General features: G+C 65.6%; 16 protein-coding genes. 12 read left to right on the top strand and 4 right to left on the bottom strand.

Features of this window, described 5'->3' with window-relative positions; translation table 11 throughout:
- Positions 1 to 498 carry a DUF6231 family protein gene (locus tag D3880_RS16375; protein ID WP_119894492.1) on the bottom strand — a complete coding sequence of 166 codons (498 nt, stop codon included), beginning with the start codon at positions 496 to 498 and terminating at the stop codon, positions 1 to 3.
- Between the two features lie 133 nt (positions 499 to 631).
- Between D3880_RS16375 and D3880_RS16370 the strand changes: the two genes are divergently transcribed.
- The 3 genes from D3880_RS16370 to D3880_RS16360 all read left to right on the top strand — a co-directional run bounded on the left by D3880_RS16370 (position 632) and on the right by D3880_RS16360 (position 2,571).
- Positions 632 to 1,324 (top strand): PA1041 family peptidoglycan-binding anchor lipoprotein, encoded by a 693-nt coding sequence (locus D3880_RS16370; RefSeq protein ID WP_119894491.1) that lies wholly within the window; start codon positions 632 to 634, stop codon positions 1,322 to 1,324.
- A 196-nt stretch (positions 1,325 to 1,520) separates the two neighbouring features.
- Positions 1,521 to 1,790 (top strand): DUF1145 domain-containing protein, encoded by a 270-nt coding sequence (locus D3880_RS16365; protein WP_119894490.1) that lies wholly within the window; start codon positions 1,521 to 1,523, stop codon positions 1,788 to 1,790.
- On the top strand, positions 1,783 to 2,571 hold the full coding sequence (locus D3880_RS16360) for a collagen-like protein (protein ID WP_119894489.1): 789 nt from the start codon (positions 1,783 to 1,785) through the stop codon (positions 2,569 to 2,571). The genes D3880_RS16365 and D3880_RS16360 overlap by 8 nt, the downstream gene beginning before the upstream one ends.
- 17 nt (positions 2,572 to 2,588) lie before the next feature.
- Here D3880_RS16360 and D3880_RS16355 read toward each other — a convergent pair whose 3' ends face one another.
- Positions 2,589 to 3,053, bottom strand: a complete 465-nt coding sequence (locus D3880_RS16355; protein ID WP_119894488.1) for a CopD family protein — start codon at positions 3,051 to 3,053, stop codon at positions 2,589 to 2,591.
- Positions 3,054 to 3,149: 96 nt separating this feature from the next.
- Between D3880_RS16355 and dinG the strand changes: the two genes are divergently transcribed.
- The 5 genes from dinG (at position 3,150) to pdxH (ending at position 10,632) form a co-directional block, all read left to right on the top strand.
- On the top strand, positions 3,150 to 5,294 hold the full coding sequence (gene dinG, locus D3880_RS16350) for an ATP-dependent DNA helicase DinG (protein ID WP_119894487.1): 2,145 nt from the start codon (positions 3,150 to 3,152) through the stop codon (positions 5,292 to 5,294).
- A gap of 113 nt (positions 5,295 to 5,407) precedes the next feature.
- On the top strand, positions 5,408 to 7,906 hold the full coding sequence (locus D3880_RS16345; protein ID WP_119894486.1) for an alpha-amylase family protein: 2,499 nt from the start codon (positions 5,408 to 5,410) through the stop codon (positions 7,904 to 7,906).
- A 118-nt stretch (positions 7,907 to 8,024) separates the two neighbouring features.
- Positions 8,025 to 9,173, top strand: a complete 1,149-nt coding sequence (locus D3880_RS16340) for a serine hydrolase domain-containing protein (protein ID WP_119894485.1) — start codon at positions 8,025 to 8,027, stop codon at positions 9,171 to 9,173.
- 136 nt (positions 9,174 to 9,309) lie between these two features.
- Positions 9,310 to 9,933, top strand: a complete 624-nt coding sequence (locus tag D3880_RS16335; protein WP_119894484.1) for an OmpA family protein — start codon at positions 9,310 to 9,312, stop codon at positions 9,931 to 9,933.
- 48 nt (positions 9,934 to 9,981) lie between these two features.
- A complete protein-coding gene (gene pdxH, locus D3880_RS16330) occupies positions 9,982 to 10,632 on the top strand; it encodes a pyridoxamine 5'-phosphate oxidase (RefSeq protein ID WP_119894483.1) in 651 nt (216 codons plus the stop codon).
- A gap of 147 nt (positions 10,633 to 10,779) precedes the next feature.
- Here pdxH and D3880_RS16325 read toward each other — a convergent pair whose 3' ends face one another.
- A complete protein-coding gene (locus D3880_RS16325) occupies positions 10,780 to 11,022 on the bottom strand; it encodes a hypothetical protein (RefSeq protein WP_119894482.1) in 243 nt (80 codons plus the stop codon).
- A 179-nt stretch (positions 11,023 to 11,201) separates the two neighbouring features.
- On the opposite strand from D3880_RS16325, the gene D3880_RS16320 reads away from it, so the two are divergent.
- The 3 genes from D3880_RS16320 to D3880_RS16310 all read left to right on the top strand — a co-directional run bounded on the left by D3880_RS16320 (position 11,202) and on the right by D3880_RS16310 (position 13,858).
- The gene (locus D3880_RS16320) at positions 11,202 to 11,666 is read left to right on the top strand and encodes an outer membrane lipoprotein (RefSeq protein ID WP_119894481.1); all 465 of its coding nucleotides are present in this window, start codon (positions 11,202 to 11,204) and stop codon (positions 11,664 to 11,666) included.
- A 224-nt stretch (positions 11,667 to 11,890) separates the two neighbouring features.
- Complete coding sequence (locus D3880_RS16315) at positions 11,891 to 12,748, top strand: DMT family transporter (RefSeq protein ID WP_119894480.1); 858 nt, start codon at positions 11,891 to 11,893, stop codon at positions 12,746 to 12,748.
- 12 nt (positions 12,749 to 12,760) lie between these two features.
- Positions 12,761 to 13,858: a PLP-dependent cysteine synthase family protein gene (locus D3880_RS16310; RefSeq protein WP_420800836.1), complete on the top strand. Its 1,098-nt coding sequence runs from the start codon at positions 12,761 to 12,763 to the stop codon at positions 13,856 to 13,858.
- Between the two features lie 10 nt (positions 13,859 to 13,868).
- Here D3880_RS16310 and gap read toward each other — a convergent pair whose 3' ends face one another.
- Complete coding sequence (gap, locus tag D3880_RS16305; protein WP_119894478.1) at positions 13,869 to 14,870, bottom strand: type I glyceraldehyde-3-phosphate dehydrogenase; 1,002 nt, start codon at positions 14,868 to 14,870, stop codon at positions 13,869 to 13,871.
- Positions 14,871 to 15,319: 449 nt separating this feature from the next.
- Here gap and D3880_RS16300 point away from each other — a divergent pair, with 449 nt between their 5' ends.
- The gene (locus tag D3880_RS16300) at positions 15,320 to 16,291 is read left to right on the top strand and encodes an IS110 family RNA-guided transposase (RefSeq protein ID WP_119894477.1); all 972 of its coding nucleotides are present in this window, start codon (positions 15,320 to 15,322) and stop codon (positions 16,289 to 16,291) included.
- Positions 16,292 to 16,317 lie beyond the last annotated feature (26 nt).

The following is a 16,317-nucleotide window of genomic DNA, read 5'->3' as shown; positions in this document are numbered from 1 at the left end:
TTACCACCAATATTTCCCGAAGTTTTCCGGATTGGCCCAGAACTTGGCATTGAGCCAGTCGGGCACCTGCTTGTATTCACGCAAGTCGTAGGTGAACAGGGTCAGGGTCTGCTCGCCACGCTGGAAGCGTTCGCTGGCCTGTAGGGCGAGGGCGAAGAAGTCGGTTTCCTGCCAGGCGCAGGCCTTGAGATCGACCAGTACCGCGAGGCGACTGGCGTTCAGGTTGCGGATGCCGCCGAGCAGTTCCAGCCCCATACGCTTGGGCAGGTGCTCGAGGCAGTCGGCGATCAGCGCCAGGTCGAAGCGCTGGGCTGCCAGTTCGGCGGGCAAGGGTCCGGCCGGGGCCTGAGCGAGCAGGCAATCGGGGTGCGCGGCACGGAAGGCCTGCAGAGCCGGCAGCTCGCTGGCGCCTACCAGCAGTAGACGGCTCGGTGCATAGCGATCCAGCAAGGCGGCCAGGGCCTGTTGGGGGGTGCGGGGGGAAAGGCTCTCGGTCATCGAAAATCCTCGATCTGGTCAACAAAGCCTAACTGGACAGAACGATATGGCCTAGTCCTGGCGAATTTTAATACCGCCGTCTTTACTGACGTAACCGTCGGTTATCGGCCGATTCCATGAGGAGACTTCGCAGATGAGTATTACAAGGACAGCATTACCCCTGATTTTAGTCAGCACCCTCTTGACCGGTTGTGCAGGCCTGCAGAAAACCGACTGGCCGACATGCGCGGCGGTGGGTGGCGTGGTGGGTGCCGGCCTAGGGGCAATCGAGAGCAGTTCCTGGGCCGGCTGGGGTGTCTTGGTCGGCGCCGGTACCGCGGCCGCCTATTGCTGGGTGCATGGCGATGGTGACGAGGATGGCGATGGTGTGCCGGACAGCCGCGACAAGTGCCCGGGCACGCCGCCCAATACGCCGGTCGATGCCAATGGCTGCCCGCCGGTAGTCGAGGAAGTGGTCGAGGAAGTGGTGGTGGTCCAGGAAGAGACCATTGTCGTGCGTGATCTGCTGTTCGCTTTTGACTCCGCCAAGCTCACCGAGGCGGATAAGGCCAAGCTGGACACCGTGGCTACGCGCCTGAAAAACGAGGCGCCGACTGCCAAGCTGACCGTTACCGGTCATACCGACAGCGTCGGCTCGGATGCTTACAACCAGAAACTGTCGGAGCGGCGTGCACAATCGGTGACCGACTACCTGGTGAGCTCGGGTGTTTCGCAAGCCAATATCATCGGCGTGCAGGGCGCGGGTGAAAGCCAGCCGGTTGCTGACAATAGCACCGCAGACGGCCGGGCCATGAACCGGCGTGTCGAGATCCTGATCCAGCGTTAATCCCGCTTCATCCCGCCGCCATGTGCGCCAGGTGCGCCGCGGCGGCGGGTTCCTCCCGCTGTTTGCGCTCCACATTCTCCCAACCTTGGTTCGCCTGTAGGCCCTGCGCCGCGTTTCGGTCATTTTATCTGGGACGCTGGTTTCAGCTGCTCCTTGGGGATAAGGTTTGGGCAAATAACTAAAAGGGACGGGGGCGATGCATATCATTCTGCGGCTAGGCAAGGCTCTGGCTTTGCTGTTCTGGTTGGCGGTGCTGATCAATCTGGTCATGTCCTTCGCGCACCCTTTGGATCTCCTGGTAGAGCTTTGTGGCGGCCTGATTCTGCTCCTGCATTTGCTTGAGCTGGTCTTGTTCGACAGGCATCTGCGCGATTGTCCGCGCCCGGGGCTGGAGCGCCTACAGGTGCTGGTGTTCGGCGTGATGCATGTGCTCGGCCTGCCGCGCCAGGAGGCTGGGTATGCGTAGTCTGTGCCTGCTCGCAGCTCTGCTGGCAGCATCCTGCAGTCCGCTGGTCTTGGCCGATGCCGAGATCCAGGTGGCGTCCAATACCCTGCTGCGCTTGCCGACCACCACCAGCCTGCTGGTGCTCGATCGTCTCGAAATCGCCGACGCCGGCACCCTGTTGATTCCCTCGACGGTCAACGAAGTGCGGGTCGGCAGCTTGTCGCTTGGCCGCGATGCGCGCATTGGTATCGCCCCTGGCGCGCAGGAATTTCGCCTGGAGGCCAGGCACGCCGAGTTGGGCAGCGGCAGCCAAATCAGTGCGCGCGGGGCGCTTGGCCAGGCAGAGAAACCGGCGACGGCGGGGCGCAACCTGAGCCTGCGACTGGAGCGGCTCAGTCTCGATGATTTGACTCTGGACGTCCGTGGTGGGGCCGGTGCGCCGGGCCATCGCGGTCTGGATGGCGCCGCTGGCAAGACCGCCGGGTGCCTCTGGGGGCAGGCCAGTCGAGGGGCTGACGGGCAGAGCGGGGGCGACGGACAACCCGGGGCGGCCGGTGGTCAGGTACGCCTGGATGTGCCGGAGAGCTTTCCAGTCGGGGCGCTGCATGTCCGGCTGGACGGCGGCGTGGGCGGCCAAGCCGGCGAGGCCGGGCATGGCGGTGCCGGCGGTGCGGCCAAGGGCTGCTGGCTGTATAGCAGCGAAGGTGCCGATGGCGGGCGGCGCGGTCAAGCGGGCCAGCCGGGGCCGGCGGGTCGCGAGGGCAGTGTCAATCTGGTGCGTTTCGCCGAGCAGAGCGAATAACGCCCCTTGAGCTCGACTCAGAAGGATGGGCGCGCCGCGGCAATGGCCACCAGGGTCAAGCCGAGCAGCAGGTTGAAACCCACCAGTCGGCGGATCTTGCCCAGCGCCGCGCCACCCGCCGGCCAGTCCTCGGCCGCCACGGCACGGCGCAGTTCCGGCAGTTGCAGGGCCTGCACGCGCAGGAACAGCGCGAGCATGGCGATGTACAGGCCCATCATGATCTGCACGTAGCGCGGCGCCGCTTCGAAGCCGGCGAAGCGCAAGTGCAGCAGGCCGACGCCGCTGATCGGCAGTGCCAGCACCGCGATCCACACCCAGACGAAGAAGCGACGGAACACCTCGAGCCACAGCTTCAGGCGTGGCGGAGCCTCGAGCACGCCAACGGCGGCGGGGCGCAGGATCATCCAGGCGAAGAACATACCGCCGACCCAGACCAGGGCGGCCAACAGGTGTAGGGCATAGACAAAGGCGAAGGGTGTCATCGGCAATCTCCGGTCGGCGCTAATCGAAAGGCGCGTTATCATAGCGGCCCAGTTAAACTACTGAAAATTTATCCAGTTTCCCGCCTGCAGACCCCCATGCTCAGCACCGAACTCAAGTCGCAGATCCAGGGCGCCTATTCGCGCTTTCTCGAAGCCAAGGGCCTCAAGCCGCGCTATGGCCAACGCTTGATGATCGCGGAAATCGCCAAGGTACTGGGGGCGATCAAGGCCAACGACGAAGGTCAGCGTGATGGCGAGCCGGCGGTGGTGGCCGTGGAGGCCGGCACCGGCACCGGCAAGACCGTGGCCTATAGCCTGGCGATGATTCCCACCGCGAAGGCGGCGGGCAAGCGCCTGGTGATCGCCACCGCCACCGTGGCGTTGCAGGAGCAGATCGTGCACAAGGATCTGCCCGACCTGATCCGCAACAGCGGCTTGAATTTCAGCTTCGGTCTGGCCAAGGGTCGTGGCCGTTACCTGTGCCTATCCAAGCTCGATGGGTTGCTGCAAGAAGGCCAGGCGCAGAGCGCCACCGCGCAACTGTTCGCCGACGAGGGCTTTCGCATTGACGTCGATGAGAGCAGCCAGAAACTCTTCACCGAGATGATCGAAAAGCTCGCCGGCAACAAATGGGACGGCGACCGCGACAGCTGGCCGCAAGCCCTGGAGGACGCCGACTGGGCGCGCCTGACCACCGACCACAGCCAATGCACCAATCGCCATTGCCCGAACTTCCAGCAGTGCGCCTTCTATAAGGCGCGCGAGGGCATGGGCAAGGTCGACGTGATAGTCACCAACCACGACATGGTCCTCGCCGACCTGGCCCTCGGCGGCGGCGCGGTGCTGCCGGATCCGCGCGAGACCCTCTACGTGTTCGACGAAGGCCACCACCTGCCGGACAAGGCCATCGGCCACTTCGCCCACTTCACCCGTTTGCGTTCGACTGCCGACTGGCTCGAACAGGTGGCCAAGAACCTGACCAAGCTGCTGGCCCAGCATCCGCTGCCGGGCGACCTCGGTCGCCTGATCGAGAATGTGCCGGAATTGGCCCGCGAGGTGCGCACCCAGCAGCAGTTCATGTTCAGCGCCTGCGAGCAGTTGGCCGACTTCCGCGCCGGCGAGGACATGGAGGGGCGCGAACGGCCGCGGCATCGCTTCGTCGGCGGCCTGGTACCTGAGCATCTGCGCGAACTCGGCATCGAGCTGAAGAAGGGTTTCGCCAAACTCACCGATGTCTTCACCCGTCTCGCCGAACTGCTCAAGGAAGCCATGGACGGCGACGCCAGCGTCGGGGTCGCCAGCCACCAGGCCGAGGAGTGGTATCCGCTGTTCGGCAGCCTGCTGTCACGCGCGCAGGGCAATTGGGAGCTGTGGACCGCGTTCACCGTCGAGGATCCGCAGGACAGCCCGCCGATGGCGCGCTGGCTGACCCTGGCCGAGAGCGGGGCGCTGTTCGATATCGAGGTCAATGCCAGCCCGATCCTCGCTGCCGAAACCCTGCGGCGCAACCTGTGGAACGTCGCCTATGGCGCGGTGGTGACCTCGGCGACCCTCACCGCGCTCGGCAGCTTCGACCGCTTCCGCATGCGTGCCGGCCTGCCGAAAGTGGCGGTGGCGGTGGTGGCGCCCAGCCCGTTCCAGCATGCCGATGCCGGTGTGCTGCGGGTGCCCGACCTCAAGGCCGACCCGCGCGACGCCAGCGCTCACACGGCGGCCATCGTCCGCGAATTGCCGCAGCTGGTGGAGGGCTCGCGCGGCACCCTGGTGCTGTTTTCCTCGCGCAAGCAGATGCAGGACGTCTTCGACGGCCTCGAACGCGACTGGCGCAAGCGTGTGCTGATCCAGGGCAACCTGTCCAAGCAGGAGACGCTGAACAAGCACAAGGCGCGGGTCGACGACGGCGAGGCCAGCGTATTGTTCGGCCTGGCCAGCTTCGCCGAGGGCGTCGACCTGCCGGGCGCCTACTGCGAGCATGTGGTGATCGCCAAGATCCCCTTCGCCGTGCCGGACGACCCGGTGGAAGCCGCGTTGTCCGAATGGATCGAAGCGCGCGGCGGCAACCCGTTCATGGAGATCGCCGTGCCGGATGCCTCGCTGCGTCTGGTCCAGGCCTGCGGCCGCCTGCTGCGCACCGAGGCCGATCGCGGCACCATCACCTTGTTGGATCGGCGGGTGGTCACGCAGCGCTATGGCAAGGCGATTCTCAATGCGTTGCCGCCATTTCGCCGCGAGATCGCCTAGCCCGCGGCTAATCGGCTTGGCATCATTTCCCCGCCCCGTGGTCTACTGGCGGGTCAGATTTTCTGGGAGCGCTATATGCGGCGCTTCTGGCGGTATTTAGGAGAGCTTGTCCGATGATTCGCCGTTCACTGCCTGCGGTTTTTGCCCTGGCCTTCGCCACGCCACTGTTTGCCGCGGCGCCCGAACAGCAGACGCTGTTCAACTTCGTCAGCCCCACCGATGTGGTGCAGGTGAACACGAAAAATGCCAGCCTGCCGCAGCTGACCGCGGAAACCACCCCGGAAGGCGAGATTCTCCGCCGCGTGACCTTCAACCCCGGCGACCATCCAAGCCTGCGTCTGACCCCGCAAAACGGCCAGTGGGACTGGTCGCAGGCCGGGGTCATGAATCTGCGCATCCAGAGCGCTATGGACTGGGCCTTGACCCTCCTGGTCACCATCGAAAGTGCCGACGGCAAGCAACTGACCAGTCGCATCGCCCTGCCAGCGGGGCCGGCGCAGAACCTCCTGGTGCCCCTGCAGGCCACCTCGCCGTTGGCCCGCGGCATGCGCGCGGCTCCGCCGATGCCGTGGAACTATCAAGGCAAGCGCACCCTGCTGGCCACCAGCGTGGCGGGCGAACTGGATCGTGCCAAGGTGGTGGCGGTGACCTTGGCACTGGAACATCCGGACGTGGCCCAGAGCATCCTGGTCGGCCGCTTTGGCGTCACCGCGGGCAACGACGCCGAGCAGTCCGTCTATGCCGGCATCGTCGATGGCTATGGCCAGTTCAGCCGCGGCCAGTGGCCGGAGAAGGTCAGCAGCGACGCGCAGTTGCGTGCCGCCGCGAGCAAGGAGCGGGGTCAGTTGCAAGGCTGGCTGCAGCAGCGTTCGCAGCTAGACCAATTCGGCGGCTGGCTGAGCGGTCCGCAGTTCGAGGCTAAACATTTTTTCCGCACCGAGAAGCGTGACGGTCGCTGGTATCTGGTCACACCCGAGGGTCACCCGTTCTATTCCATCGGCGTCAATGCGGTGAGCACGGAGCACAGCGCTACCTACATCGAGGGTCGCGAAAGCATGTTCAGCGCCTTGCCCAAGACCGAGGAACCGCTGGCCGCCTATTACGGCACTAGCGATAGCCGGCGCGAAACCGGCGCCAACAAGGGCCGGGGCTTCGCCCAGGGCCGTTGGTTCGACTTCTACCGTGCCAACCTGCAGCGCGGTTACGCCGATCCGGCCTGCAATGCCCCGGCCAAGCCGGCCATCCCAGCGCCGACGGCTACATCGGCTGCCACCGCGACTGCGGCGCCGAGCGCGGCGCAAGCGCCGAAGGCCGCGCCGGACTGCAAGGGCTTCGATGTCGAGCGCTGGGCCGGCCATGCCCTGGACCGCCTACAGGCCTGGGGCTTCAACACCATCGGCAACTGGAGCGAACCGGCTCTGGGCGCCGCCAAGCGCGTGCCTTACACCATTCCGCTGTCGATCAGCGGCGACTACGCGACCATCAGCACCGGCCTGGACTGGTGGGGCGGCATGCCCGATCCGTTCGATCCGCGCTTCGCCATGGCCGCCGAACGTAATATCGCCATCGCCACCCGCGACCATCGCGACGATCCCTGGCTGCTCGGCTACTTCGCCGATAATGAGCTGGCCTGGGCCGGCCCCGGCGAAGGTCCGCAGGCGCGCTATGCGCTGGCCTACGGCACCCTGCGACTGACCACCGATGTGCCGGCCAAGCGTGCCTTCCTCAAGCAGTTGCGCGACAAGTACCGCAACGAGGAGGGCCTATCGAAGGCCTGGGGCATCGAGCTGAAGGCTTGGGAGCTGATGGAGGACCCGGGCTTCCAGGCGCCGCTGCCGAATCCCGAGCATCCGGCCATCGAAAAAGACCTGCAGCGCTTCCAGCGCCTGTTCGCCGATACCTACTTCAAGACCATCGCCGACTCGCTGCAGTGGAACGCCCCCAATCACCTGCTGCTCGGCGGCCGTTTCGCCAGTTCGACGCCGGAGGCGGTGGCTTCCTGCGCCCAGTATTGCGATGTGCTGAGCTTCAACTTCTACACCCGCGAGCCGCAGCAGGGCTACGACTTCGCCGCCCTGCGCGAGTTGGACAAGCCGGTGCTGGTCGGCGAATTCCACTTCGGCTCGCGCGATCGCGGGCCGTTCTGGGGCGGTGTGCAGGAGGTATACAAGGAGGAGGAGCGTGGTCCCGCCTATGCGCATTTCCTCAAGCAGGCGCTGAGCGAGCCGAGCATCGTCGGCGTGCACTGGTTCCAATACCTCGACCAGCCGGTGACCGGTCGCTTGCTGGATGGCGAGAACGGCCACTTCGGCCTGGTCGGCATCACCGACCGGCCGTTCCAGGGCTTCGTCGAGGCGGCACGCAAGGCCAACCTCGGCGTCGGCAAAACCCTGCTGACGGCCGCCAAGGCGCCGGCCGCTGAGTCCAGCAAGCCCGCCGAAGCAGCCAAGCCGGCTGCCCAGCAACCGCCGGCGCCCGCCAAAGCGGTCGAGCCGGGCAGGGCGCCGGAGCCTGCCGAACCGGCCAAGCCCGTGGCACCGTCGCCCGCGCCTGCTTCCCCAAGTGAAGGGCAGGCGCCGCCTGCCCAGGCTGACGAACCCAGCAAGCCATAAGCGGCGCAACGTCGCCGTTCCCGACCTCGGCTAGGTTCACAAGGGCGCCGCCGGCTGGAACAATCCCTCGCTAGTGCTAGCCAACTGCGAGCGACGTGCCTCGCCCAAGGAGTTATTTGTGCAGATCCAGGGTTATTTCGACCTCCGATTCGAAGCGGTGAAGGAGGTCTTCGCCAGTCTGTTCGACAACTCCCAGGAGCGCGGCGCGGCCCTGTGTGTACAGGTCGGCGGCGAAACCCTGGTCGACCTCTGGGCCGGCAGTGCCGATAAGGATGGCGCCGAGGCCTGGCAGAGCGACACCCTGGTCAACCTGTTCTCCTGCACCAAGACCTTCGCCGCGGTGGCTGCCCTGCAACTGGTGGGCGAGGGCAAGCTGGACCTGGATGCCCCGGTCGCCCTGCTGTGGCCGGAGTTCGCCGCGGCCGGCAAGGAACGCATCACTCTGCGCCAACTGCTCAGTCATCGTGCCGGCCTGCCGGCCCTGCGCGAACTGCTGCCGGCCGAAGCACTGTACGACTGGCAGGCCATGACCCGGGCGCTGGCCGCCGAACAGCCCTGGTGGACGCCCGGTGAGGGCCACGGTTACGCGCCTATGACCTATGGCTGGCTGATCGGCGAGGTGCTGCGCCGCGCCGATGGTCGTGGTCCGGGGGAATCGATCGCCGCGCGGATCGCCCAACCGCTGGGCCTGGACCTGCATGTCGGCCTCGCCGATAGCGAGTTTCCACGGGTCGCCCATGTCAGCCGCGGCAAGGGCAATCTCGGCGATGCGGCGGCGCAGCGCCTGCTCAAGGTGATGATGAGCGAGCCGACGGCGATGACCACGCGCGCCTTCGCCAATCCGCCGTCGATCATGACCAGCACCAACAAGCCGGAGTGGCGGCGCATGCAGCAGCCGGCGGCGAATGGCCACGGCAATGCCCGCGCCCTGGCCGGCTTCTACGCCGCCCTGCTCGATGGCCGGCTGCTCGAGGCCGAGCTGCTCAATGAGCTGACCCGCGAGCACAGCGTCGGTGAGGACAAGACCCTGCTGACCCGCACCCGCTTCGGCCTCGGCTGCATGCTCGACCAGCCCGAACTGGCGAATGCCACCTATGCGGTCGGGCCCAAGGCCTTCGGCCATCCGGGCGCCGGTGGCTCGATCGGCTTTGCCGATCCGGAGCGCGAGCTGGCCTTCGGCTTCGTCACCAACACCCTCGGCCCCTATGTGCTGATGGACCCGCGGGCCCAGCAACTGGCGGCGACGGTGAAGGCCTGCCTGGGCTGAGCCATTCGTCAGCCGACTCGGTTAAGTCTTTGCGGATGAGTCACTTGCGTCCAGAATTTAACGCGCTGAGTGAAATTATTGCGCCACTATCTTCTGGCCACTCAAGTCATATTTATCTGCCGACGGAGCCCTGCCCATGAAGCTGCTCAAGACCGCCGCCGTGATCCTCTGCCTGACCGCTAGCGGTTGCAGCCTCATCCAAGACAAGCCGGCCAAGCCAGTCGCCACGAAGATCGACCATAAAGCCACCAGCGCCTGGCTCGACAGCTACGAGCCGCGGCTGCGCGAGGCGCTGAAAGGCAGCAAGTTCCAGCTGGAACGGCGTGACAATGTGCTGATCGTCATCGCGCCGGTGGATGCCTCGTTCAATCCGGATCGGCCGAGCATGCTGCTGCCGGTGACCCTGGGGCCGTTCAGTCGAGTGGCCAAGCTGGTGGAGGGCGATGCCAAGACTGGCGTATTGGTGCTTGGGCATGCCGACAGCTCCGGCCAGGACTCGCTCAATCGCAAGCTCAGCCAGGAGCGGGCTCAGGCCGTGTCGGCGATCTTCCGTCTGAGCGGCCTGCAGCGTGATCGCCTGTTGCTCAAGGGCATGGGCTCGGACATGCCGCGCGCGGCCAACGACAGCAAGGAAGGCCGGGCCTTGAACCGCCGCGTGGAAGTCGTCCTGACCCCGCAGGCAACCCTGATGGCGCTGTTGGCGCAATACAACAATCCGCCCAAGGCTCAAGCCGCACTTGCCGTAAGTCAAACCAAGTGAGCTGTGCTTGGGTAAGCTAAAGGGACCGTGTTTGACAGGATTACTGCCATGACCCAGTCCCTGGCCGATATGCGCCGCGACTATACCCGCGACGGCCTCAGCGAAGCGCAGGCGCCGACCGAGCCTTTTACCCTGTTTCGCCAATGGTTCGACGATGCCTTGCACACCGAACAGCTGCCGGTAGAGCCGAATGCCATGACCCTGGCGACGGTCGACGCCGAAGGCCGGCCGCATTGCCGAGTGCTGCTGCTCAAGGGCTTGGACCAGCTCGGTTTCACCTTCTTCAGCAACTACGACAGTGCCAAGGGCGAGCAGCTGGTGGCGCGACCCTACGCGGCCATGACCTTCTTCTGGCCGGCCCTGGAGCGTCAGGTGCGCATCGAAGGCCGTGTGGAGCGGGTGACGGCGGATGAGTCGGATGCCTATTTCCAGGTGCGCCCGCTAGGGAGTCGCCTGGGCGCCTGGGCTTCGCCGCAAAGCCGGGTGATCCGTGACCGCACTGAGCTGGAGGCACTACTGACCGAGACCGAGCAACGCTTCCTCGATCAGGCCCCGCATTGCCCGCCGCACTGGGGTGGCTATCGCTTGCTGCCAGAGCGCATCGAGTTCTGGCAAGGGCGGGCGAGTCGTCTGCATGACCGCTTGAACTATCGTCTGCAGGCGGATGGCCTGTGGCAGCGTGAGCGTCTAGCGCCCTGAGAGCCTGTTTACGATCTGCTGCGCGTCGGCCATACGGCGTTGAAATCGGGCTCAGACTGCTCATTTACAACTCGTAAACTGTGCGTCTTCGCCCAATCGCGCCTTGTCTGGCCTTAGCTCGCGAGATCGCAAACAGGCTCTGCGGCGTCAATCGCGGGGTGGAGCGTACTCACCGGCGGCACGCGCCAGCCAGGCGGGCAGGTCGCCCCGCTTGATGCCGCTGGCCTGCGCTTCGCCGAGGCGCTGCAGCATGAGCGCGCGCTTGTCTGCATCGGCGCCGGCCAGCGACAGCGCCAGATCGCGATCCATCCAGCGCTTGATGCGTACGTACAGCCACCAGTGGAAATACAGCCCGGCGGCGCTGGTGATGACGATGATGAAGTAGTCCATGACACTCCCCGTTGCGGGCGCACACCCTAGCCGATCCCGCGGCCCGCTCCAAGCGCATGTAGCGTTGCTCCGAGCCGTTGCCTAAGCTTATCGGTAGGCCAAGTACCCGGTGTTAACCGAGGTGACAGTGGCAGGCGGCAGGGAGTCTAATGAATATCTGTCCTATCGGGAGAAATGCTATGCGCAAGTCCATTCTGCTGACCGCCTCGTTCGCTGCCTTGGCATTGGCCCTGGGCGGTTGTCAGTCCAGCCTGACCGGTGACACCTATTCGCGTGACGAGGCCCGGCAGGTGCAGACCGTGCGCATGGGCACCATCCAGTCCCTGCGCCCGGTGAAGATCGAAGGCACGAAGACCCCCATCGGCGCCGGCGCCGGCGCCGTGGTCGGCGGGATCGGCGGCAGCACCGTCGGCCATGGCAGAGGCAGCGCGGTGGCGGCGGTGATCGGCGCGGTGGCCGGCGGCCTGCTGGGCGCGGCGACCGAAGAAGGTTTCACCCGTACTCAGGGTGTGGAAATCACCGTGCGTGAAGACGACGGTTCGATGCGCGCCTATGTACAGGAAGTGCAGGAAAATGAAATCTTCCGCGTTGGCGACCGCGTACGCATCATGAGCGTGAACGGCACCAGCCGCGTCGCCCACTGAGTTTTCATGTCAGCCCAATAGCCGGCCGTAGCGCCGGCTTTTTTCTGCTCGCGATTCGGCTGCGGCTCACAGGGGCTTTGCAGCATTACAGTTGCCGCGCCGATCGCTGCGCCACTGTCTCTGTGTGGGCTTGGGGCCGCCTCTCTATACTGGCTGTTTGTGTCGGGAGGTGGATCGTGCAGCAGCAAGGGCGAGCGTTGGCCTTGGGGTGTCTGGTGTTGGCCATGGCCTTGTGGGGCAGCTCGTTCATTGCCTTGAAGCTGGCCTTCCAGGAGCTGCCGCCGCTGTGGGTGATATTCGGCCGGATGGCTCTCGGCAGCCTGGTGTTCCTGCTCGCCTGGCGCTGGCGCGGGCCGCTCGCCTACCGCGCCGGCGACTGGAAATACCTGCTCGGCCTGACGGTGTGCGAGCCCTGTCTGTATTTCATCTTCGAGGCCATGGCCCTGCAGCACACCAGCGCCTCGCAGGCTGGGATGATCACCGCCTTGCTGCCGCTGCTGGTGGCGGTCGGCGCCTTTATGTTCTTGCATGAGCGGATCACCCGCACCACCCTGGCCGGTTTCCTCCTGGCGGTGCTCGGGGCGGTCTGGCTGAGTCTCGCCGGCGCGCCAGACGAGCATGCCGCGGCGCCGCTGCTGGGCAATTTCTACGAATTTCTCGCCATGCTCTGCGCCACCGGCTATACCCTGCTGCTCAAGCACCTGTCGGCACGCTACTCGGCGTTTTTTCTCACCGCCATGCAGGCTTTTATCGGCAGTCTGTTCTTCCTGCCGGTGGCGGCCCTGAGCGCGCCGCTGCCGAGCGAGCTGAGCCTGCTGGGCGGGGCGTCGGTGATTTACCTGGGCGTCGTGGTGACGGTCGGCGCCTATGGCCTGTACAACTTCGGGGTCAGCCGCCTGCCGGCGAGTCAGGCCTCCGGCTTCATCAACCTGATTCCCGTATTCACCCTGGTGCTCGCCGCGCTGTTTCTTGGCGAGAGCCTGAATGGCGTGCAGATGCTGGCGGCCGGCCTGGTGTTCGTCGGTGTCGGGCTCAGCCAGTGGCGCAGCCGGCCGGCGCCGCCTGCCGGCATTCTCGATTAAGGAGTGACAGTGATGAATAGCTTGCGCCAATGGGTGCGCGAGTCGATCCGCATCATCGAGGCGGATTTCCAGCGCAGTGCCGATACCCATCTGATTCCCCTCGAACTACCCGGCTTGCCGGGTGTCGAGCTGTACTTCAAGGACGAGTCCAGCCACCCCACCGGCAGCCTCAAGCACCGCCTGGCGCGTTCGCTGTTTCTCTATGCCCTGTGCAACGGCTGGCTCAAGCCGGGGGCGCCGGTGATCGAGGCGTCCAGCGGCTCGACGGCGATCTCCGAGGCCTATTTCGCCCGCCTGCTCGGCTTGCCCTTCATCGCCGTGGTGCCGGCCAGCACCGCCAAGGAGAAGCTCGCGCAGATCGCCTTCTACGGTGGCCAGAGCCATCTGGTCGACGACCCGACGCAGATCTATGCCGAATCCGAGCGCCTGGCGCGCGAGAGCGGCGGCCACTACCTCGACCAGTTCACCTACGCCGAGCGCGCCACCGACTGGCGGGCGAACAACAACATCGCCGAGTCGATCTTCCAGCAGCTGCGTTTCGAGCGTTATCCGGTGCCGAGCTGGCTGGTGTCCAGCCCTGGCACCGGCGGCACCCTGGCGACCCTCGGCCGCTATGTGCGCTACCGCCAGCACGAGACGCGGGTGCTGTGCGCCGACGCCGAGCGTTCGGTGTTCTTCGACAGCTATGTCAGTGGCGACCGCAGCCTGACCCTGGATTGCGGCTCGGGCATCGAGGGCATCGGTCGGCCGCGGGTGGAGGCGTCCTTCCTGCCGGAGGTGATCGACGCCATGGTCAAGGTGCCCGACGCCCTGTCGCTGGCGGCCATGCATTACCTGGCGCGCCGCCTCGGCCGCCGGGTCGGCGCCTCCAGTGGCACCAACCTGATTGGCGCGATCATGGCCGGGCGCTACATGCTCAAATGCGGCGAGCGCGGGTCGATGGTGGCGCTCCTCTGTGACAGCGGCGAGCGCTATGCGACCAGCTACTACGACGCCGCTTGGTTGCGTGCCCAGGGCTTCGACCTGGAGCCGTTGATCGCCGCGGTGGAAGCCTGTGCCGAGCATGGTGCACCGCTGCCGGGAACCCTGGCGCAGGCGGGCTTGGGCTAAGCCCTGCGGTTCACTGAGGCTTAAGCCAGGCCAGCAGCACATCCAGCATGCGATGGGCGAAGGCCCATTCGTTGTCGTACCAGGCCAGCACCTTGACCAACTCGCCCTGCACCCGCGTGTGGTTGAGGTCGACCACGCAGGACACCGGCAGGCCCTTGAAGTCGCTGGACACCAGTGGCAGCTCGTTGCATTCCATCACCCCCGCCGGCAGGCGTGTCGCACCCTGGCGCAGCACCTCGTTGATCGCCTCGCGGCTGGCCGGGCGTTCGGCGCTGAAGGTCAGGTCGAGCAGCGACACGGTCGGCGTCGGCACCCGTATCGACAGGCCGTCGAGGCGGCCAGCCAGCTCCGGCAGGACCAGGCCGATGGCCTTGGCCGCGCCGGTGCTGGTGGGGATCATCGACAGCGCCGCGGCGCGCGAGCGGTAGAGATCGTGATGGGGCTTGTCGAGCAGACTCTGATCGTTGGTGTAGGCGTGCACGGTGTTGACCAGGCCCTGGCGGATGCCGACGGCCTGGTGCAGCAGCATGGCCAGCGGCGCCAGGCAGTTGGTGGTGCAGGAGGCGTTGGAGACGATCTGCTGGCTGCCCAGAAGCTCATGGTTGACGCCGTAGACCACGGTGAGATCGGCACTGTCCAGCGGATGGGAAAGCAGCACGCGGCTGGCGCCGGCGGTGAGGTGGTGCTCGATTTGCGCGCGCTTCTTCAGTTTGCCGGTGCATTCCAGCACCAGATCGACGCCGAGATGCTGCCAGGGCAGATTGATTGGGTCGTGCTCGCGGAGCAGCTGAATCGAGTGGCCGTTGATCAGCAGCCGGTCGTCGTGCAGTTCGACCTGGCCGGCGAAGCGGCCGAAGGTCGAGTCGAAACGGGTGAGATGGGCGAGGGTCTGCGGCTCGCCGAGATCGTTGATGGCTTCCAGGCGAATTTTATGTTCCAGACCGCGCTCGAACAGGGCGCGAACCAAGGTCCGACCGATCCTTCCATAGCCGTTCAGGGCAACACGTAACATGAGGAGCCTCCTGCGGTAGTCATACCCTCAGCTTAGGCCGGGCTGCCGCAGGGGCGGAGGATTCTCCGCGGGGAGGGGCGTCCTAGTTGCGCACCGCTTTTGTAGATACAAGGGTGGGTTAGCCGCGTAGCGGCGTAACCCACCAGCGGCGCCGCCCTGGACACCAGGGGCAGCCTGGGCTGGTGGGTTACGCCTACGGCTAACCCACCCTTGTATCTCGACTATCGTCCCGTGAGGGGGGTAGTCCCCGACTGATCATCGGGGGAGGGCCTGGAAGTCGTACCCACCCTAAGGCCTCGAGCCAGCTTTGTAGATAGTGCTCCAGCCCTCCACGCTCACTCGAACAGTCCGAACGGTATCTAGGGCCCACGACAGGTGAGAGCTCGCATTCACAAGGTAGGGCCGGGTGCAGTGATGATCATCCTGAATGGATTAGCTGAGGAGTCTTCATGTCCAGCATCGTCGGCATCGACATCGCCAAGCACAGTTTCGACATTGCCACCCTGCAGGCGAATGGCAAGTACCGCACCAAGGCCAAGCTGGCCAACAGCGCCGCGGGTTTCCAGGTACTACAGGAGTGGCTGCAGCAGTACGCCGAGCCCGGGGCCTGGATCGTGATGGAGGCCACCGGCACCTATCACGAAGCGCTGGCCGAGCACCTGCACGGCCTGAGCTACCGGGTCTGTGTGATGAATCCCGCGCAGCTTGCCAGCTACGCCCGGAGCCAGCTGCAGCGGGTCAAGACGGACCAGGTCGACGCCAAGCTGATGGCCAGCTACGGCCAGCGGCACGTGGATGAGCTACGCGCCTGGCAGCCCGAGCCACCGGCGATACGCCGCCTGCGCGCGTTGGTGCGGCGTCTGCAGGACCTCAAGGAGATCGAGCAGATGGAGCGCAATCGCCTGGATGTCGCCGATGCCAGCGTGCAGGATTCGATCCGTTCGGTGCTGGAGCATGTCGAGCAGCAGATTGCCGAGACCCTGCAGGCCATCCGGGCACACATCGATGACGATCCGGACCTGCGCGGTAAGCGCGATCTGCTGGTCAGCATCGATGGCATCGGCGAGCAGACGGCCGCCTTGCTCCTGGCGGAGCTGGGCGATCCGCTACAGTTCAAGAATGCCCGGGCGATCACCACGTTCGCCGGGTTGAACCCGAAGCTGCAGGAGTCGGGCCAGCACAAGGGCCACGTGCGCATCTCCCGCGTGGGCTCGGCTCGTCTGCGCACCGGCCTGTACATGCCGGCGGTCGTCTCGCTGAGCCACAAGCCGGCGATCAAAGCCTTGGCACAGCGCCTGCGAGCCCGCGGCAAAGCTGGCAAGCAGATCGTCTGTGCGGCGATGCGCAAACTGCTGCACATCGCCTATGGCGTACTCAAGTCGGGCCAACCCTTTGATGCTCGCCTGGCCCTTGCCCACTGAGTGACAATACGGTATCTACGAATCTG

The organism is Pseudomonas cavernae (genome assembly GCF_003595175.1).
Taxonomy (GTDB): domain Bacteria; phylum Pseudomonadota; class Gammaproteobacteria; order Pseudomonadales; family Pseudomonadaceae; genus Aquipseudomonas; species Aquipseudomonas cavernae.
This window is presented reverse-complemented; position numbering and strand designations above follow the sequence as displayed.